The organism is Pseudomonas sp. BF-R-01 (genome assembly GCF_019946615.1).
Lineage (GTDB): Bacteria > Pseudomonadota > Gammaproteobacteria > Pseudomonadales > Pseudomonadaceae > Aquipseudomonas > Aquipseudomonas migulae.
This window is the reverse complement of the sequence record NZ_JAGYFX010000001.1, coordinates 26228-45092: the sequence shown is the minus strand read 5'-3', so window position 1 is coordinate 45092 and position 18865 is coordinate 26228. Positions and strand designations below refer to the sequence as shown.

The window sequence follows — 18865 nt, the reverse complement described above, 5'->3', positions numbered from 1 at the left end:
GAAAGTTAAAAACTGCAATCTTTAAAAGGACCAATCCAGTAACTTCAAAATGGAGTGGCACGGGTCGCTCAGCTGAAAAATCCTCGCCAACATTCCGGGCTCGAATCGTTTGTACGCTGTAATCAAGCGAATATTTCCATAGCATGCTATTACGTAGCGCACTAGATAGTAGCATGCTAGCTTTATCATCTGTCAATGAACCTGCTTGGACGCCGTCCGGGGCAAGAGGATTTGGTGTAGGCCACGCACGTGACGTGTAGTGAGTTGGCGAGAATCACGGTGGGTACGACGTAGCAATCCGGCCCGTCGATCAGCTTGCCGCCGTGCACGATGGTGTTGCCCTGCGCGTGTACGAGGTCGAAAAAACCTGCCAGCTTCTGCTGGGGCTGTTTGTTGGCAACGGGGCCAAATTGAGTCGCTTCGTCGAGCGGCGAACCGATGGTCAATTGCGCCAGACGGCGGGACAGCTTCTCCAGCAGCGGTTCAATGTGTGAGCGATGGGCGAAGAAGCGCTCGGCGGCGGCACAGATTTGTCCGGATGTAGGAAACCGGCCTCGATGATGCCGTTCACGGCCTTGTCCAGTTCCACGTCGCGCAGGAATCCTGCCGAGTTTTTACCGCCCAATTCCAGGGTCGCGCGGGTCAAGCCTGCGCCGATGGCGCTGCGGCCGACCGCAATGCCGGTGGGCACTAAACCGGTGAACGAGACTTTGTCGGTGCCGGGGTGCTCGAAAGCCTTTGCCCACCTGACCTACACCGGTCAACACGTTCAGCGCGTCAGCCGGCAGGCCGGCGTCAATCGCCGGTTATGGCCTGCGGGCAATCTGATCAATCCAAACGCGGAACCTCTGGATCAGAAATGGCTGAAGGAATTCAGCAAAATCCCTGCTGCGGCTCTCAGTGATTGCCTTGGACGCAATGTCGGTGGATTAGGGCTACGTCCGTTTCACGGAAACGCGCCAATGCTTGGCAGTGCGCTGACGGTAATAGTCAAACCTAGCGATAATCTGATGAATCAGGTTACTGGCTTCAAACAATGGCGATTCAGTGATCAAACACTTCACGAATACGTGACGTATATGGTTTGTTCGGCCCCAGAACGCCATTGGTGAATGAAAACTGGAGGCAGCCAAATGGATCTAGTCACCCACCCTGGCCCAGAATTCTTCGGCAGATGAACTGAGTGGCGCTGTTGGACGGGTCAGATGAATTTCCAGGGGTATATCCCAGCTTTCGTCGAGTGCTCTGACTAAGCGCCCATCCAGTATTTCTTGCTCGGTGAGGCTTTTGGGCAACCACGCTACTCCTTTGCTTTCCAGTGCCATGGACATCAGGACCGCCGCGAGGTGGCTGCTGAAAAGTGGCTTAAGGTGAAGGTAATCTTCCTTGCCACGCAGTCGGTGGGCGACGATACGCCCTAGTCCAGACTCATGGGTGTAAGCGAGGTATGGCAATGCCGCAGGGGAAGTGCCGAAGTCGGCGGAAGCACTCGCCAGAGGAACGAGAACGTCCTCACCAACCTTCTTGCTGATGAACTGATCAGGGGCTAGTAGAGGCGGAACGTCGGGATGGCGGTGACAGAGCAGAAACTGAACCTGTCCATGTATTAGCATCTGCTCACAGACCGCCATGCTATCTGAGTGCAATTGCACAGCCTCGATTGGGGCGCCGTTTTCTGCGCTTCGAAGCCACCTTGGAAAAAATGTAAACGACAGGGAGTGGGTTGCAGCGAAGTGCAGCGATTTAGCGGCAATTCCCGCCACCTCTTGAGCTTCGTTGCGCATCCTGTACAAGCGCCTGGCGGCTTCCTGAGCACTTGGCAAAATTTGCCTCCCAGCTTCGGTCAAGGTCGCACCTTGAGGGGTGCGAACGAACAGCTGTACTCCCATCCAATTCTCTAATGAGCGCACTCTGCGACTGAATGCTGGCTGAGTAACATGCCGCGCTTCAGCCGCCCGAACAAAGCTGCCGTATTCCGCAAGCGCTGAAAAATCCTCAAGCCAAACGAGTTCCAAGGGCCATGCCTCCTGTGCATAGGGCGCGGCATTAATAGCATTGGGCGGGTGTCATCGCAAAGCATAACGTGAGGCCACCAACAACAAGAGGAACCCGTCATGCGTATCGTAGACATCCGTGAAAAAACTGTCTCTATCGCTTCCCCAATTGCCAATGCCTACATCGACTTTTCGAAAATGACCTGCTCGGTTGTCGCTGTCGTCACGGATGTGATTCGCGATGGTAAACCTGTCATTGGTTACGGTTTCAACTCTAATGGTCGCTATGGCCAAGGTGCTTTGATGCGTGATCGCTTCCTGGCGCGTATCACCGAAGCTGATCCAGACACTCTCGTCGACCATGAAAACAACAACCTGGATCCGTTCGCCATCTGGAAAGCCCTGATGACTAACGAAAAACCAGGTGGTCACGGTGAGCGCTCAGTTGCGGTTGGCACCATCGACATGGCTGTGTGGGATGCGGTTGCCAAGATTGAAGGCAAGCCGCTGTATCGCCTGCTGGCCGACCGCTACCGTAACGGCGTCGCAGATGACAAGGTTTGGGTCTACGCAGCGGGCGGCTATTACTACCCTGGCAAAGATCAGACCAAGCTCAAAGCAGAAATGCAGAGTTATCTGGATCGTGGCTACGACGTCGTCAAGATGAAGATTGGTGCGGTTCCTCTGGACGAAGATATCCGTCGCATCGAAGCGGTACTTGAAGTGGTCGGTGATGGTCGTCGACTGGCGGTTGATGCCAATGGTCGCTTCGATCTGAAGACAGGTATTGCGTACGCGGAGGCCATCAAAAAGTACAACCTCTTCTGGTACGAAGAAGTTGGCGATCCGCTGGACTATGAACTGCAGGCTGAGCTTGCAAACCACTATGAGCTGCCCATGGCTACTGGTGAAAACCTGTTCTCCCATCAGGATGCCCGTAACCTGCTACGCCACGGTGGTATGCGCCCTGATCGCGATTACCTCCAGTTCGACTGCGCCCTGTCTTACGGACTCGTGGAGTACATGCGCACCCTGAAAGTGATGGAAGACATGGGTTGGTCTTCCCGCCGCGTAGTTCCGCATGGTGGTCACCAGATGTCCCTGAATATCGCAGCGGGTCTACACCTGGGCGGTAACGAATCGTACCCAGACGTGTTCCAGCCTTTCGGCGGGTTCGCTGACGGGATTCGTGTGGAAAACGGCTATGTCGGTCTGCCGGATATTCCAGGTGTCGGCTTCGAAGCCAAGTCCGCCTTGTACGCCGTCATGCGCGAACTGGGCGAGGGCTGATAGCCCCCGAACTGTGGCCTCTTCGCTTGAGGCCACAGTTATTAGGCGTCACGCACTGACGCCACGCCACACGCCCATCACAAAAATAAAATGAGGTGCTTCCGTGGAAATCTCCAAGTCCCGCTGGTACAGCCAGCTGTATGTGCAGGTGCTGATCGGTATCGTAGTCGGTGCAGCAATCGGTCACTTTGAACCGCAATTCGGAGCCAAGCTTCAACCTTTTGCAGACGGCTTTATCAGACTCATCAAAATGCTGTTGGCCCCTATTATTTTTGGCACCGTGGTTGTCGGTATCGCCAAGATGGGCAGCATCAAAGAGGTAGGGAGAATTGGCGTTAAATCGCTGCTCTACTTCGAGATTCTTTCAACCATCGCCCTGGTCATCGGCCTTATCGTGGTCAACGTCGTAAAGCCAGGCGTCGGGATGAACATCAATGTTGACACACTGGATGGCAGTGCTATCGCCAAGTACAGCCAAGCTGCCACTGAGCAGGGTGGCACCGTCGATTTTTTCATGAACATCATCCCGCAAACTTTTATCGGTGCGTTCTCGAATGGCGTCATGCTTCAGGTCATCCTGCTTTCGGTCTTGATGGGGGTTGCCCTGGTTCAAATGGGTGAAACCAGCAAGCCGCTGATCAATACAATTGATCTGTTCCTGCAAGGCCTATTCAAGATCGTCGCAATGGTCATGCGTCTGGCTCCAATTGGTGCTGGTGCCGGTATGGCTTTCACTATCGGCAAGTACGGGATCGGTACGTTGCTGTCACTCGGCCAGTTGTTGATAGCACTCTACGCCACCACCCTGATATTCATTGTGATAGTGCTCGGCACTGTTGCTCGATGGTCAGGAATGCCCTTGTTTCAGTTTCTCCGTTACTTCAAGGACGAGATTCTGATCACGCTCGGAACCTGCTCGACTGAGGCTGTGCTTCCGCGAATGATGGTCAAGCTTGAAAAGCTGGGCTGCAAGAAGTCAGTCGTGGGGATGGTGCTGCCGACTGGCTATACCTTCAACGCGGATGGCACCTGCATTTACCTCACCATGGCGGCGATTTTCATCGCGCAGGCAACCAACACGCCGCTGACGTTTATGGATCAGATGATTCTGTTGGGTGTCTTCCTGCTGACCTCGAAAGGCTCGGCTGGTGTGGCGGGTGCCGGGTTCATCACCCTTGCGGCAACACTCACAACCATCCACTCCATTCCGTTGGTAGGCCTTGTCCTGCTCTTGGGCATCGACAGGTTTCTCAATGAAGCGCGAGCTGTTACCAACCTGATTGGCAACGGTATCGGCACCATCGCCATTGCCAAGTGGGACAACTCGTTCGATGTAGAAGCCTGTGAGCGTGAAATTGCCGCGATGAAAAACGCAAAAGCGGAGCGTAGAGCGTTAGCAACGCAAAAGTAATCAACATCGCTTACCCGGTCATTCCTCTTCGGATAGGGCGCAATGACCGGTAGCTATTCGATGCCTCGTTCACATAGAACCATTCAAGCGAAGTTCTCAGTTGAATTGCGATGGAGCCGAAAAAATGATTGAGCGATCTCATCATGAACTACGTAGGGCGTTCGGTGATTTGCTTCATGGGACAGTCTGTAAGTTTGCCGCATCCGTATTTGATCCGATCTCCGTTCGAATGGCTTCTGACCTTGGATTTGAGGTCGCTATCCAGGGTGGATCCGTCGCCTCGCTTCAAGTGCTTGGTGCCCCTGATATCTCGTTGCTCACCCTCGATGAATATGCTGAGCAAGTTTCCAGGGTGGGTCGCGCCAGCCAAATCCCGATCATTGGGGACGCTGACCATGGATTCGGAAACGCGCTCAATGTGATGCGAACAGTCACAGAACTACAAAAGGCTGGTGTTGCTGCCCTGACACTGGAAGACACGCATCTGCCCGCCAAGTACGACGATCAATCGAACGTGCTCATCAATATGGAGGAGGCTGCGAGCAAGATTTACGCTGCACGATTTGCTCGGTCAGATGATGCCCTCAGCATCATCGCGAGGACGAATGTGGCCGTTACCACTTTGGAAGATTCGATTGCTCGGACTATGGTCTATCAGAAGGCTGGAGCAGATGCTATTTGCCTGGTTGGCGTTAACGACTTCCAGCACTTGGAAGCACTCACAGCGCATCTCTCCGTCCCAATCATGCTCATCAACTATGGTAATCCCGCACTGAGCGATGTTGAGAAACTGAGTGCAGCCAATGTGCGGATTGTGGTCAATGGGCATGCCCCCTATTTGTCCGCAATCAAAGCGACCTACGAGGCGTTGCGCGAACAAAGCGCCACGGAAGGGCGCGAGCTTTCCCTCCCTGAGTTGCTTTCAAAATACACCCTCTCGGACAATTACCGCGAGTGGGCAAAGACCTATTTGAAGTTAGATAACGGTTTTAAGTGAGCTTGAGACAGGTGAAATAAATCGTCATGAAAAAGACAATCTTGGCATTCAGCCGCGTCTCACCCAGCCTGCTTGAACCTTATAAAGATAAGTACAACGTCATCATCATGAGTCCTGAGATGGGTGACATGGATGCTCAGTTTGAAGCTGCCATCCCCCGCGCTCATGGACTGATTGGCGGTAATCGTCGTCTAGGTGAAGCTGAGCTGGCTTCGGCTAAAAACCTTGAGATCATCTCGAGCATATCGGTTGGCTACGACAACTATGACCTCAGCTATCTCAATGGCCGAGGGATCATGTTGACCAACACTCCGGATGTGCTAAACGAGACAACAGCCGATCTGGCTTTTGCCCTGATCCTCGCCACAGCGAGACGTATTCCTGAGCTTGATGCTTGGACGAAAGAGGGGAGCTGGACGAAAACCATCGACGCATCCCATTTTGGGTGCGACGTGCATGGAAAGACCTTGGGCATTATCGGCCTGGGCAAAATCGGAGAAGCCATAGCACGCAGAGGGCGTTTCGGTTTTGGCATGAACATTTTGTACAGCGGCAACAGTCGTAAACCGCAGCTGGATCAAGAGCTCGGGGCAAGATTCGTCCCGCAAGAAGAGCTTTTAAGCGAGGCTGATTTCGTCTGTCCGGTCGTGCCATTGACGGACGGAACGAGAAACCTCATCGGACGCAAAGAGCTAGCGTTGATGGGCTCGGAGAGTATTTTGATCAACGTTTCTCGCGGCCCTGTGGTTGATCAAGACGCCCTCATTCAAGTACTTGAAGAAAAGACGATACGAGCAGCAGGTTTAGATGTTTATGGGAAGGAGCCGCTCACGAACTCGAAGCTCTTCAAATTAAAGAACGTCGTCACCGTACCTCATATCGGCTCTGCGACAACCGATACGCGCAATGCAATGGCACAGCGTGCTCTGGTAAATTTGCTTATGGGTCTCGAAGGACGGCGACCGAGAGACCTCGTGAATGTCCACGAGCTAGGACACAGGTGGACGGAGTGACCACAAGGTCGCTGGCAATATGGCCGCCCAACTGGATGGAGCGCAGCTTCTCGGTGGGCACCTATTCAAGCCGCATCAAGCTAAAACGGCCTTTAGCTAAAGGGCACTGAGCTCCGATTCCTTTAGCCGTACGCCGCGGTATCCGGTTTTTAAGGCTACACGTTTTTCTTTAGGCTTTCGGGGCTGCCAGCGCACAGACCATCCATCACCAAGTTCATTAATCTGGCGAGACGCGAGCGCCATTCACTCTGGGAATCCATTTGCCATATTCCAGCGATGGCTAGAAAAAAGTCGTCGTTAGTAATCCCGCTACGAATCGTTCCGGCCTTTTCATTTGCCCTCAAAAGCAACTCGGCAGCTGCCTGGACTGGAGCGTATCCCGACTTCCCTGGGAACTCGTAAATAGACGCAGCTTGCTGTATCGCAGTAGCGAGTCCTGCCTTTGTCATTGCATATTCAGCGAGGCAGTCCATCCATTCTCGGAGGGCCTCCTTAGGTGGTTTTGTCGCGAGGAGCTGTTCCGCCAACGATGCCACCTGCTGCATCTCGAATTGATAAACCTCGAATACCAGCTTCTCTCTGGTGGCGAAGTGGCGATAGAACGTGCCCTGTCCCACCCCAGCCTTCTTTGCAATCGTGCTCAACGGAACCGCAGGATCGCTAGTCAGCTCCACCACCGCGACCTCCAGTATCCGTTCACGGTTTTTCTTGGCGTCAGAACGCATCACCAACTCGTCAGTCATGAGCAAAGTTTTCCTTCATTGTGTTGCTAAGCGGACAATTGTCCGGTACTTTTCTGCAAGTGGACATCTGTCCGCTTAAGCATCGTTTCGGGAGTTTACTATGAACAGCACTGGCAACACGATTCTGGTTACTGGCGGCACCTCGGGCATCGGCCTCGGTCTGGCGCTTAGGCTTCACAAGGCGGGCAACAAAGTCATTATCGCGGGACGTCGCAAGGCTCTGCTCGACAAGATCGCGTCGGAGCATCCAGGTATTGAATCAGTTTTACTGGACGTCTCCGATCCACAATCCATCCAGCGCAGCAGCGAAGCGCTTGCGATCAGCCACCCAAATCTGAACGTTCTCATAAACAATGCTGGCATCATGCACTGGGAGGATCTGACTGATCCGGAATACCTGAGCACAGCCGAAGATATCGTGACAACGAACTTACTTGGTACGATTCGCATGGTGTATGCATTCACTCCCCAACTGATCAAGCAGCCCAGTGCAACGATTGTGAATGTCAGCTCGGCTCTGGCATTCGTACCGCTTCCAGCCACACCGACTTACAGCGCAACTAAAGCGGCAGTTCATTCGTTCACTCAAAGTCTTCGAATTCAGCTAGAAGCCTCATCAATCGAGGTTATCGAGCTTGCGCCGCCGGGTGTACGTACCACGTTGCTTGGGCAGGAAAACGACGAACACGCGATGCCCTTGGAAGAGTTTTTGGATGAAATCTTCGAACTGCTCGAGATCTCTCCGACCCCAAGCGAACTTGTCGTCGAGCGCGCCAAGCCATTAAGGTTTGCTGAAGCGAGCGGTGCACATGATGAGGTGTTGAAAATGCTTGCGGGATACAAACCACCGGCAGAATGATGTAAACCGTGTGGGTAGCCCCTGATGCCATCGCGGTAGGCGGATGGAATCTGCCTGCCTGGAGGCGCAGTCGAGTCTCGCTCAGCGTGCTTGAACGCTAAAAGGTACGTACTGGGAAATTGGGGCAAAGCTGATCACCTAATTACGTCAGGACTGACCACTGCTTTGCATCCGATGGAACGGTGTGCATGCAGGGTATCAGCACTCACAGCTTACTGAGCCCAAGCAGCTTGATGCCAACTACCGCGCAGATCCCTGGACGCAATCGAGAATGGTCAGCCCGACAGTGTGTGGGCAGCCGAACAACTTGGCCGTCCCATCGCAAAAGCCTGGAACACGATTTACTCCGCTTCGCTAAAAGAAGCGGGCAGGCCTGTTGGCGATCCGGAGCGCATCGCCGCCCCTGTCGCCGCGGATCGTGATCGCGACCGTGTTGTGACAATGTCTCTCGTCGAGGACTCCGGATTCGACGCCTACTATGCTGGCTCCCTAGCGGAATCCTGGAGACAGCAGTGCGGCACGCCCTGTTATTGCACTGAGGTAACGCTTGAGTCGCTGCCGCAGGCGCTGGCAGATGCGGATCTGGCGCGTTCTCGAAAGCGCCAAGATCTTTGCTTCGCAGTATATGAGGAGAGGTTTGGCACCCTCGGAACAAATCCAAGCCGCGACTACATCGTTCAGCTTTCCAAGTTACTTTTTTCTTAAATCCGCCTTTAGGGCACTTGGATGAAGCTCTATCAGAACGCAGAAGCATTTGAAACGCATTAGCTGAAACGCTGAGTGTTAATAGCCCAGCGCAACTTGCTGGGTTTTCGATCGCTCAAAAACAGGCACCTGGTGGTTTGCAAGTCTTTAGGTCCGCGTTATTTCTGTCGCGTTGAAATGACGTCACGGTGTGCGGTTTGCAGATCGCATGTATTAACTTCCGTTAGCTCAGGGCCCATTCGCGTCATGAAAGAGAACTCCTGTTACGGCCGTTAGAGCGGGATCAAACAGTCGCCGCATGATCGATGGATGTGGTGCAGGTTTGGTGCATGGTCATGGCCTAGCCTGATCTACCTGATGTAATGAACGATGCTTACTTCTAATGGGTGAACGTGGCGGGTTATCCGAAATCTAACGCCTGCCAAGAAACAGACAGTGTTAGCTCTGATCAGCCCCAATAGCTCATCATCGAGGTCCTGCGTTACGGCGTTGAGCGTGCTGAGTCAGTCGAATGACTGAGTTATTGCACTGCCTTCCAGGGCAACCCGTGCACAACAATCACCGACAGATTCCTCCGAGTCCTGCCTTCGTGCCAGTTAGCAGATCTGTGCAGTCACACGTGAAGCTATGCCGCTCAGCGATTCGAGCTTCGTTGCCTTTTCGTACAACCCATATTCTTCGGGCTGCCTAGATCGATTAAGCCAAAACGCGTGAAAACCGAACGCATGAGCCCCAATGGCATCCCAAGCGTTGGATGAGAAAAAAGCGATTTCTTTAGTCGACGACACATTCAGTGCTGCTACTGCAATCTCATAGGCCGCCGGATCTGGCTTGTAGATTTGTACCTGCTCAATGGAAAGGCACTCATCAAGAAAAATATCCAAACCCGCAGACCGAACCGCGCTTTCCAGCATCCGGGGAGATCCATTCGAAAGGATCGCTGTTCGTACGCCTGCTTCGCGAAGGCTGTGCAATGCTGCTGGGACTTCAGCGTAGGCGTCCAGCGTCAGGTAGCTTGTTAGTAACGTCTGTTTTAGCCGCTCATTCTTCACATTGTAAAAAGCCAGGGCGTAGTCGAGTGCTGCCTCGGTTAACGTCCAGAAATCTGTATGGCGCCGTATCAGGGTGTGAACCCACGAATACTCCAGTTGCTTGGTGCGCCATAGGATCGATATTTCGCGAGCGTGCTTACCCAGCTCATCGGCATGTCTTGCAACCGCCGAATGTACGTCGAAAAGAGTCCCGTAGGCATCAAACACGCAAGCGGAGATTCGTGGTGTGGTCATGATTGCCCCTAAACATTCTTAACTGGTTAACAGGGTTTGGCGCTCGCGCATTTGCTTATCGTGCAGCTCTCTCTGTAGCGCTAAAGCGCTTAATCGATGCATCAAAGCCTTGGGCTGATTCTGAAAACTCGCTGGCGTCGTTGCTCTACTGTGCCCTAGATGAGCTGTTATGTGGACGTCAGGAGCCAGCTTTTCGCCAAAATGCAGGACCGAGTTGACGATACGCTCGTCAAAGTCGAGTAGTGTGATAGAGGACGGCCCATAATCGACGAGTTGGCAATCCAGTCAAACGACATCAGCCAGATTGTCGGTGTGATTCGCGGCATTGCCGAGCAGACCAACCTGCTGGCACTCAACGCCGCCATTGAAGCGGCACGGGCGGGTGAACAAGGTCGTGGCTTTGCCGTCGTGGCCGATGAAGTACGCAACTTGGCAAGTCGCACGGCACAGTCGACGAAGGAGATCGTTGCCCTGGTCGATGGCATACAAAACGGTATGCTCAAGGCTAAAGGAAGCATGGCCGCCGGCTGCGAGCGAGTGACCAATGGGCTTCAACTTGTGGAAAGTGCTGGCGCTTCCATGGTCACTATAAAAAAGGCGTTGGATGAATCAATGGAGGCTGTCAGTTTCATTTCCCTGTCGCTGCAGGAGCAGCGTGCCGCCAGTGATCAGGTGGCCTATAACGTGGAGCAAGTAGCGCAGATCGTTGAACAGAATTCCGCTGCTCAGGGGGGGACTGTGCAAGCGACTCAGGCACTGAAGGCAATGTCCGATGGGTTGGAGGTCAGCTTGAGTCGCTTTAGTTTGTAAGAGCGGCAACGCGTACGCACGTTTCCCGTTCCAATTATTGCGCTGCAGAGTTCTATTGAATTCCAAGAAGAACGAGAAAAACACCCGGGATATTTTTCGTCTACGCGGTGCCTCACTGCGTTCCAGTCGTACCATTGGAAAAGCCCAATGAGGGTACGCATAGAGATAGAGAAATTTTCGAACTTAAAATTTTCCTTTATTTTCAGCGACAAAGAGGCAGGTTCGATTCCGGCTTCGGCACCATGAATATCAAAGGCTTGCGTGAGATACCTCACGCAGGCCTTTTTCATTTTTACTCGGCTATTTCTCGAAGTGTTCTGCGAAGATCACTTTGCCGACTTCATCTTCTTGCGAGGCCCAGGATGGCATGGAAGACACTTAAGTACCTGATGGTATCGGGCATCATTCTGGCGAGCGTGGCCTACGCGTCAAGGTATGCGTACTTCAATTACTACATGGAGTACCAGGCTAAAAACCTTGTCAGGGACTATCTGAAAGACCCTCAATCCGCGGTGTTCAGGAACATTGGCTCCAGGCACCAGGTATTTTGCGGCGAGGTGAACAGTAGAAACAGCTTCGGGGGAATGGTGGGTTTTTCAAGGTTCATCGCACTTCCTCGCGATAGCAGAGTTTTTCTGGAGGAAGAGTTTGAAAGCCGAAACGCTGGGGAGTTGTTTGAGCAGTCGTGGAGGCTGACCTGCGAACCGGCTTGAGTGGGACTCTTACCGTAATTTATAAAATCAAGGGTTTGCGAGCGAAAGCTGATGCAAACCCTTGTTTGTTTCCGGTCAACTATTTTCACTTGCCGCTTTTGTCAGCAGGCTGATTCGCCTTGCGTCGATCAGCGCCGGAAGGGTTGCCGGTGTCAACGAGCCTTCTTTCTCGCAATATATTTTGCAATGCCTGACGAGCTGCCGGATCAAGCTGATGTTCTCTTGCTTTGAGCTCCAGCAAGATCGGGCTGGACCAGCGGCAGTATTCTTCTTCCGCCTCACGGATCGTCGTCATTTACTCCTCCTTGATCGGGCGCCTGCCCACATCGTCGGGGCAGAATCGATGCGATAGAAACCCTAGCTGAGGAAAACGCTTATCGCCAAAAATGAAATGGCATACAGCGCTATTGAACTGATCGTCGAATAATCTATTCGGCTGATCTCAACCCCAGACACCCGTAGCCACCGTGCGGCGAACATAGTCGCTGAAGTCCCGCGCTGGGCGACCCAGTGCACGCTGTACGCCGTCAGTCACCGGTGTATTGCGGCCATCGAGTACGGTGGTGAAGAGGTACAGCACGAGTTCAATCAGCTCTGTTGGTAGTTGGGCCTGTTCCAGCGCCTGGCGATAGGCGTCGGGTGGCACGGCGACGAAACCGACATCGCGTTTGGACGCGTGGGCAATTTCGGCAGTGGCCTCTGCAAAGGTCAGCGCGCGCGGGCCCGTCAGCTCATAGAGTTGGCCTGAATGCCCTGGTTTGGTCAGCGCCTCAACCGCAATCTCGGCGATGTCTTCCACGTCGACAAAGGGCTCGGTGATGTTGCCGACGGGGAGGGCGAGTTCGCCTTGCAGGATTGGCTCAAGAAAGTGCGCTTCGCTGAAGTTCTGAAAGAACCAGCTGGCCCGCAGGATGGTCCAGTCCACGCCGCTGTTTTGAACGACGCGTTCTGCCTGTTCAGCTTCAACTTCGCCGCGCCCTGACAACAGCACCAGTTTGCGGACGCCGCTTTTAACGGCCTGATCGGTGAATGCCTGCACAGTTTCAACCGCACCGGGGACCGCGAGGTCTGGCTGGAACGAAATGTACACCGCGTGAATTCCCTCAAGCACCGCTTCCCAGGTGGAGCGATCCTCCCAGTCGAACGCCGGATCCGCCCCGCGAGAGCCTAAACGAACAGGCACATCGGCCGCTTTCAGCCGTTGAGTGATCCGTCGCCCGGTTTTGCCTGTTGCGCCGAGAATTAGAATTGTCTCTTGGGTGGTTTTCATCGCGTTCATCTCCATCGGTTTAATGTGAGTGATGCTCATGTTTAAAAAAGATGATAAACGCTCATGTTTTATCGTCAACCGGAAGAACCGGTGAAACCGACGTACGGGCGGTGCTAAGGTGAGGCTATGTCATGTTATTGATCGGGAAGCACGCCAGTGCCGAAGAAAACCACCGAAGCCCACGAGCAAGCCGTTTCAGAACCTGTCCGGCGCAATCCCACGCAGCAGCGCAGCCGCGAACGCCAGGAGCGAATCCTGGCGGCGGGGACGCAATTGATTGCGAGCAAGGGCAGCGATCAAGTGAAAATGAGTGAAATCGCCGAAATGTGCGGGATTTCGATCGGCTCGCTTTATCAGTATTTTCCAGACAAGAGTTCGGTGATTCGCACCTTGGCCGAGCGCTATAACGCCGAAAGCCGTCGTTGTATCGAAGTCGCCATGGCTGCGGTCGAGGACGCGCAAGGGCTGCGCGAGGCCTTTTCAGAGCTGTTGGACGAGTATTACGAGATCTTCCTGGCGACACCGGCGATGCGTGACATCTGGTCAGGCATGCAGGCAGACAAGCAACTCATGGCGCTGGAACTGCAGGAGTGTCGGATTGCCGGCGGGTTATTGGCGGATGCGATGCTGCGGGTAAACCCCAGCAGCGATATACAACAGGTTCAGGCGTCTGCCTTTCTGATCTGGAGTCTGGGCGAGGCGACAATGCGCCTGGCCATCTCATGCGCTCCCGAGGAGGGACGCGCGCTGGTCGAAGCGTTCAAGCGGATGTCTTTGCGAGAAATCATGGGGCCGGCGGCCGGGCCGAGTGAACGTGCTTCAACCGCCGAACCTGTCCGTTAAACGAATGGTTGACCGCTAAAGCCACGGGGCAACCGTTGCAGCCCGGCCATGGCGGTAAGCCGCTCGACCCATGCTGCGCGCCAGTCATTGGCAGTGTGAGTGGCTTTGGCTTTGCGTGCGGCGCGGCGTGCCGCGTTGCGTTGGTCTTTGCGTGCATCCTTGTATGCATCGGTGTTTCGGCAACTTCTGCATTTCACTCGGTTCAGTTCAGTGGTTGAGGTGAGCTTGCTGCCTTTGTGGCCGCAAGCCAGATGCCCGGCAACTTTGAAGTGAGTAACCATCAGACGCCTCCTTCGTGACGTGTGACTGTTTGACCTCCCGCGAGTGATGACGTTCGTTGAATGCAGGCGAGCAAAAAGAAGGCCCGCATGCGGGCGGGCCAAGGGATATTTCAAAAGGAGTAGGGCTACAGTAAGGCGTGAGTTGTGAAGGCTGTGTGAAATGACCGGGCAAAAAAAATCCCGGTACAGGGCCGGGTTTGGGATTCAGCAGCAGGTGATCAGGCAAGGACGCACCCGGTGACGATCATCGTCGCCGTTCATGCGTCCTGGCCGTGCGCTCGTGTCCGGAGTCCAGATCGAATCATCTGAACCGCGGCAGCGGCGGCTCGACAGGTTTGAGCGAAGACAGCGTGTTACGAATCAGCGGCGTGTCCTTCTCGATGTCGTTCAGGCGATCACGAATCCTGAGGGCGGTCGGGTGCCCGCCTTGATGATCGACCCAGTCGGCGATTTCCTTGCACGCTGCGGCCAAGCGAACCTGGCGCGAGTCGAGCAGGGTGAGCAGGGTGGTGATGGACTCTTTTTCGGACATGGCAAACACCTCCGTTCAAGAAACCTGGCAGTGGCAGCAAAAAGCCCGCAAGGAGCGAGCTTTCTGCCGATGGGGTCGCTGTTCCCTCAGCCATTTTTCAGTATAGACCCGGACTTCAGCCTTGTCGGGCCACCACTTGCGATCGGGCATTGAGTTGATCGCACGCGCGTTGGGCTTTTTCTTCAAGATCGTAGCCGTCGCCGATGTAGCCGTTAGTCCGCGTATCGGTGATGCGATACCAGAAGGTGGCTTCAGGTGGCTGATGTTGGTCATCCCCGGCTCGGCGGCCATAAACGATGATCTTGTTGCAGCGCTTAACAACGTAAATGTCTTCCATGGCTTCACTCGAAGCTAATTTGTGTCACAACAACTATAGAAGTCATTTGTAATCGTGCAAAAAATGGACAGGTCAGTTCGTCGGTTGAGTCGCCTCGATCATCTTCTCCAAATACATCGCCAGCCCGACTTCCTCGGCCTTCAAGCCTTTACGTGTTCTCGGGCGCGGTAACTCGGCCAATGCCCCCATCAGGAAACCCTCGAGCACCGCCGGGTGGATGTAGCACTTGCGACAAACTGCCGGGGTGTTGCCAAGTTGCCTGGCGACGTTCTTGACCATCTCCACCACATGCCGCCTGGCGTCTGATTCCGGTTCCCACTGCAAACCGCGCAACACCGACAACGCCAGCGCGCTACCAGCCCAGGTGCGGTAATCCTTGGCGGTGAAGTCGGTACCGGTGAGGGTTTGCAGGTAGGCGTTGACGTCGGAGGAACTGACGGTGTGCCGCTCACCGCTTTCATCCAGATACTGAAACAGGTTCTGCCCGGGAATCTCCTGGCAGCGTTTGATGATGCGTGCCAGGCGCCGGTCTTTCACGGTGATCTGGTGCTCGACGCCGCTCTTGCCCCGGAACTGGAACCGGATCGCACTGCCGTTGATCTCGACGTGCCGGTTGCGCAGCGTGGTCAGCCCATACGAGCGGTTGTCCCGGGCGTACTGCGTGTTGCCGACCCGAATCAATGTCGCGTCGAGCAAGGTAATGACCGTGGCCATGACCTTGTCGCGGCTGAAGCCCGGGGCGGCCAACAGCGTTTCAAGCTGTTTGCGCAGTTTCGGCAGGGCGAGCCCGAAATCCCGCAGGCGCGAATATTTGTCGGCATCGCGCACTTCGCGCCAGCGCGGGTGATAACGGTATTGCTTGCGCCCCCGCGCATCACGGCCAGTGGCTTGCAGATGCCCACTCGGGTCGGCGCAAATCCAAACGTCGGTGTAGGCCGGGGGGACGGCGAGGGCATTGATACGTTTGATTTGCTTCGGGTCGGTGATGCGTTTTCCGTCCGGGTCGAAGTAGCAGAACTTGCCACGCAGTTTCTTGCGGGCGATGCCGGGCTGGGTGTCATCGACATAATGCAGGTCAGGTGGCAGCGCATCAGTCAGCGCGGAATCGGGCATGGCGGTAGTCCTTGGCGACGAATCAGGGGCCGTTACAGCCATTGACCGCGTGCCAGTGCAGTCGTGCCAGCGGGTTTACGCCAGCACCGCCACCGCTTTGATTTGCGCCCAGAGCTGTTGGCCGGGATGCACCTGCAATTGATCCCGGGAGTAGCGGGTGATCCGCGCCAGCAGTGGTGTGCCGGCCGCGTCCAGGCGAATCAGCACGTGGGCGGCGTTGTCTGCGCCCATTTCACTGATCACGGTCACCGGCAGACGGTTGAGGATGCTGCTTTGCTCGGCGCTGTGCAGGCTCAGGCTGACATCGCGCGCCTGGACCTTGCAACGCAACGCCTGGCCGGGGTCCATCGGCGTGTGCGTCACGCGGATGTTCAGAGCGGTGCCTGGCAGTTGCAAGGTCAGCAACTGATAATCGGCGTCATAGGCACTGACGTGGCCCTCGATCACCACGCCGGCGTCATCGCCCAACGCCAAAGGCAAATCGAGCCGGGCCAGCGTTTCGCCGATAGGGCCGCTGGCCAGGGCTTTGCCGTTGCTGAGCAGGACGATGTGGTCGGCCAGTCGCGCCACTTCATCCTGGGAATGGCTGACGTACAGCACCGGGATGTCCAGCTCATCGTGCAGCCTTTGCAGGTAGGGCAGGATTTCGCTTTTGCGTTGCGAATCCAGCGCCGCCAGCGGTTCGTCCATCAGCAACAGTTTTGGGCTGGTGAGTAGCGCCCGGGCAATGCCGACACGCTGTCGCTCGCCACCCGACAAGTGCTGCGGATGGCGGTCCAGCAGATGACCGATGCCCAACAGTTCCGTCGCGTGCGCCATGTCGACCCGGCGTTGGTGTCTGGGGATTCGCTTGAGGCCGAACTGCAGGTTCGCCAACACCGACAGGTGCGTAAACAGACTGGCTTCCTGGAAGACATAGCCGATCGCGCGTTTGTGCGGCGCTACGAAAATCTTCTTGTCGCTGTCCTGCCAGACTTCATCGTTGACCTGGATAAAGCCTTGTTCGGCCCGCTCCAGGCCTGCGATGCAGCGTAAACAGGTGGTCTTGCCCGAGCCGGAATGGCCGTAAAGCGCGGTGACGCCACGGCCGGGCAGTTGCAAGTCCACATTCAGGGCGAACCCCGAATACCTCAGTTTCAGACGTGTTTGAATCATCGATCAGCTCCAGCCCGCTTTGGTTTTACGGCTGGAGTACAGCGCCAGCAACACGGCAAACGAGAACACCAGCATCGCCCCGGCCAGCCAGTGGGCCTGGGCGTATTCCATGGCTTCGACGTGATCGTAGATCTGCACCGAGACCACGCGGGTCTTGTCGGGGATGTTGCCGCCGATCATCAGCACCACGCCAAATTCACCGACGGTGTGGGCGAAACCGAGAATCGCGGCGGTGATGAACCCCGGTCGGGCCAGAGGCAGGATCACGCTGAAAAAAGTGTCCCAGGGATTGGCGCGCAAGGTCGCAGCCACTTCCAGTGGGCGGGTGCCAATGGCAGAAAAAGCGTTTTGCAACGGCTGGACCACGAACGGCATCGAATAGAGCACCGAGCCGATCACCAATCCAGCAAAACTGAACGTCAGGGTTCCGAGCCCCAGCGATTGAGTGAAGTGGCCGATAAAACCGTTAGGGCCCAGCGCCAGCAACAGATAAAAACCGATCACCGTGGGCGGCAGCACCAGGGGCAGGGCGACAATCGCCCCGACCGGGCCGCGCAGCCAGGATTGGGTGCGCGACAGCCATAACGCAATCGGAGTGCCGATCACCAGCAGGATAACTGTCGTCAGGGACGCCAGTTTCAGGGTCAGCCAGATGGCGGAAAAATCGGCACTCGACAGGGTCATTTAGAGTTGATAACCGTAGGATTTGATGACAGCAGCGGCTTTCGGACCTTTGAGGTAGTCAACCAGCGCCTTGGCAGCCGGGTTGTCCTTGCCTTTGTTGAGGATCACCGCGTCTTGTTTGATCGGGTCGTGCAGGCTGGCTGGAACGATCCACGCCGAACCGCTGGTGACTTTGCCGTCTTTGTAGATCTGCGACAAGGCAACAAAGCCCAGTTCTGCGTTACCGGTTGAGACAAACTGATAAGCCTGGGTGATGTTCTGGCCTTCAACGATCTTGTCTTTGACCTTGTCGGTCAGGCCCTGCTTGGCCAAAACCTGGGTGGCAGCCAGGCCGTAAGGGGCGGCTTTCGGGTTGGCGATGGACAGATGCTGATATTCGTTCTTTTTCAGCACGTCCCCTTTGGCATCGACGTAACCTTCTTTAGCCGACCACAACGCCAGGGTGCCAACGGCGTAGGTGAAGCGCGAGCCCTTGACGATGTCGCCTTCGGCTTCGAGTTTTTGCGGGGTGGTGTCGTCCGCCGACAGAAACACTTCAAACGGCGCGCCATTCTTGATCTGCGTATAGAACTGGCCGGTTGCACCAAAGGAGGTGACCAGTTTGTGCCCGGTGTCTTTCTCGAAATCAGCAGCGATAGCCTGGATCGGCGCGGTGAAGTTGGCCGCGACGGCGACCTGGACTTCGTCCGCCTGGGCTGCGCCAATGGCGAACACAGCAAGCAGGCTCGCCAGGCAAGTAGGGGCAAAACGTGAGGCACGAATGGTCATGAAACGGCTCCGTTGTAGGCAGGGACAGCGAGGGGTTAAAACGCTATATAGCGGAATATAT

General features: G+C 55.3%; 20 protein-coding genes and 2 pseudogenes. 9 read left to right on the top strand and 13 right to left on the bottom strand.

Annotation, left to right across the window (positions count from 1 at the left end; translation table 11 throughout):
- Positions 1–185: 185 nt before the first annotated feature.
- Positions 186–691, bottom strand: a pseudogene (locus tag KGB27_RS00245) (aldehyde dehydrogenase family protein).
- Positions 692–698: 7 nt separating this feature from the next.
- Here KGB27_RS00245 and KGB27_RS31465 point away from each other — a divergent pair.
- Positions 699–1112, top strand: a complete 414-nt coding sequence (locus KGB27_RS31465) for a hypothetical protein (RefSeq protein WP_411736685.1) — start codon at positions 699–701, stop codon at positions 1110–1112.
- 27 nt (positions 1113–1139) lie between these two features.
- Here the strand turns inward: KGB27_RS31465 and KGB27_RS00240 are convergent, their stop codons facing one another.
- Positions 1140–2015: a LysR family transcriptional regulator gene (locus tag KGB27_RS00240; protein ID WP_223552371.1), complete on the bottom strand. Its 876-nt coding sequence runs from the start codon at positions 2013–2015 to the stop codon at positions 1140–1142.
- A 99-nt stretch (positions 2016–2114) separates the two neighbouring features.
- On the opposite strand from KGB27_RS00240, the gene KGB27_RS00235 reads away from it, so the two are divergent.
- The 4 genes from KGB27_RS00235 to KGB27_RS00220 all read left to right on the top strand — a co-directional run bounded on the left by KGB27_RS00235 (position 2115) and on the right by KGB27_RS00220 (position 6705).
- Positions 2115–3284, top strand: a complete 1170-nt coding sequence (locus KGB27_RS00235; protein WP_223552370.1) for a mandelate racemase/muconate lactonizing enzyme family protein — start codon at positions 2115–2117, stop codon at positions 3282–3284.
- Positions 3285–3387: 103 nt separating this feature from the next.
- On the top strand, positions 3388–4695 hold the full coding sequence (gene dctA / locus KGB27_RS00230; RefSeq protein ID WP_223552369.1) for a C4-dicarboxylate transporter DctA: 1308 nt from the start codon (positions 3388–3390) through the stop codon (positions 4693–4695).
- 124 nt (positions 4696–4819) lie between these two features.
- The gene (locus KGB27_RS00225) at positions 4820–5692 is read left to right on the top strand and encodes an oxaloacetate decarboxylase (protein ID WP_223552368.1); all 873 of its coding nucleotides are present in this window, start codon (positions 4820–4822) and stop codon (positions 5690–5692) included.
- Positions 5693–5718: 26 nt separating this feature from the next.
- Positions 5719–6705: a 2-hydroxyacid dehydrogenase gene (locus tag KGB27_RS00220; protein WP_223552367.1), complete on the top strand. Its 987-nt coding sequence runs from the start codon at positions 5719–5721 to the stop codon at positions 6703–6705.
- Between the two features lie 155 nt (positions 6706–6860).
- Here KGB27_RS00220 and KGB27_RS00215 read toward each other — a convergent pair whose 3' ends face one another.
- Complete coding sequence (locus tag KGB27_RS00215; RefSeq protein ID WP_223552366.1) at positions 6861–7448, bottom strand: TetR/AcrR family transcriptional regulator; 588 nt, start codon at positions 7446–7448, stop codon at positions 6861–6863.
- 100 nt (positions 7449–7548) lie between these two features.
- Between KGB27_RS00215 and KGB27_RS00210 the strand changes: the two genes are divergently transcribed.
- Positions 7549–8307 (top strand): SDR family oxidoreductase, encoded by a 759-nt coding sequence (locus KGB27_RS00210; protein WP_223552365.1) that lies wholly within the window; start codon positions 7549–7551, stop codon positions 8305–8307.
- Positions 8308–9608: 1301 nt separating this feature from the next.
- On the opposite strand, the gene KGB27_RS00205 is transcribed toward KGB27_RS00210, so the two are convergent.
- Positions 9609–10298 (bottom strand): haloacid dehalogenase type II, encoded by a 690-nt coding sequence (locus tag KGB27_RS00205; RefSeq protein ID WP_223552364.1) that lies wholly within the window; start codon positions 10296–10298, stop codon positions 9609–9611.
- Between the two features lie 303 nt (positions 10299–10601).
- On the opposite strand from KGB27_RS00205, the pseudogene KGB27_RS00200 reads away from it, so the two are divergent.
- Together KGB27_RS00200 and KGB27_RS00195 are read left to right on the top strand one after the other, a co-directional pair.
- A pseudogene (locus KGB27_RS00200) lies at positions 10602–11108 on the top strand (methyl-accepting chemotaxis protein); the annotation flags it as partial.
- 362 nt (positions 11109–11470) lie between these two features.
- Positions 11471–11821 (top strand): hypothetical protein, encoded by a 351-nt coding sequence (locus KGB27_RS00195; protein ID WP_223552363.1) that lies wholly within the window; start codon positions 11471–11473, stop codon positions 11819–11821.
- Between the two features lie 85 nt (positions 11822–11906).
- Here the strand turns inward: KGB27_RS00195 and KGB27_RS00190 are convergent, their stop codons facing one another.
- On the bottom strand, positions 11907–12116 hold the full coding sequence (locus KGB27_RS00190; protein ID WP_008031035.1) for a hypothetical protein: 210 nt from the start codon (positions 12114–12116) through the stop codon (positions 11907–11909).
- Positions 12117–12263: 147 nt separating this feature from the next.
- Positions 12264–13091, bottom strand: coding sequence for an NAD(P)H-binding protein (locus KGB27_RS00185; protein WP_223552763.1), 828 nt, complete (start codon positions 13089–13091; stop codon positions 12264–12266).
- Positions 13092–13247: 156 nt separating this feature from the next.
- Here KGB27_RS00185 and KGB27_RS00180 point away from each other — a divergent pair, with 156 nt between their 5' ends.
- A complete protein-coding gene (locus tag KGB27_RS00180) occupies positions 13248–13934 on the top strand; it encodes a TetR family transcriptional regulator (RefSeq protein ID WP_223435756.1) in 687 nt (228 codons plus the stop codon).
- Here KGB27_RS00180 and KGB27_RS00175 read toward each other — a convergent pair.
- The 7 genes from KGB27_RS00175 to modA form a co-directional block, all read right to left on the bottom strand.
- The gene (locus KGB27_RS00175) at positions 13931–14215 is read right to left on the bottom strand and encodes a hypothetical protein (protein ID WP_008036910.1); all 285 of its coding nucleotides are present in this window, start codon (positions 14213–14215) and stop codon (positions 13931–13933) included. The two genes, KGB27_RS00180 and KGB27_RS00175, sit on opposite strands and share 4 nt — an antisense overlap.
- 301 nt (positions 14216–14516) lie before the next feature.
- The gene (locus tag KGB27_RS00170; protein ID WP_008031039.1) at positions 14517–14747 is read right to left on the bottom strand and encodes a hypothetical protein; all 231 of its coding nucleotides are present in this window, start codon (positions 14745–14747) and stop codon (positions 14517–14519) included.
- Positions 14748–14862: 115 nt separating this feature from the next.
- Positions 14863–15084, bottom strand: a complete 222-nt coding sequence (locus tag KGB27_RS00165) for a hypothetical protein (RefSeq protein WP_008036909.1) — start codon at positions 15082–15084, stop codon at positions 14863–14865.
- A gap of 72 nt (positions 15085–15156) precedes the next feature.
- Complete coding sequence (locus KGB27_RS00160) at positions 15157–16197, bottom strand: DNA topoisomerase IB (RefSeq protein ID WP_192227045.1); 1041 nt, start codon at positions 16195–16197, stop codon at positions 15157–15159.
- A 75-nt stretch (positions 16198–16272) separates the two neighbouring features.
- Positions 16273–17352, bottom strand: a complete 1080-nt coding sequence (modC, locus tag KGB27_RS00155) for a molybdenum ABC transporter ATP-binding protein (protein ID WP_223552362.1) — start codon at positions 17350–17352, stop codon at positions 16273–16275.
- Positions 17353–17355: 3 nt separating this feature from the next.
- On the bottom strand, positions 17356–18036 hold the full coding sequence (gene modB, locus KGB27_RS00150) for a molybdate ABC transporter permease subunit (RefSeq protein ID WP_192227047.1): 681 nt from the start codon (positions 18034–18036) through the stop codon (positions 17356–17358).
- Complete coding sequence (gene modA, locus KGB27_RS00145) at positions 18037–18804, bottom strand: molybdate ABC transporter substrate-binding protein (protein ID WP_008031048.1); 768 nt, start codon at positions 18802–18804, stop codon at positions 18037–18039.
- Between the last annotated feature and the right edge of the window lie 61 nt (positions 18805–18865).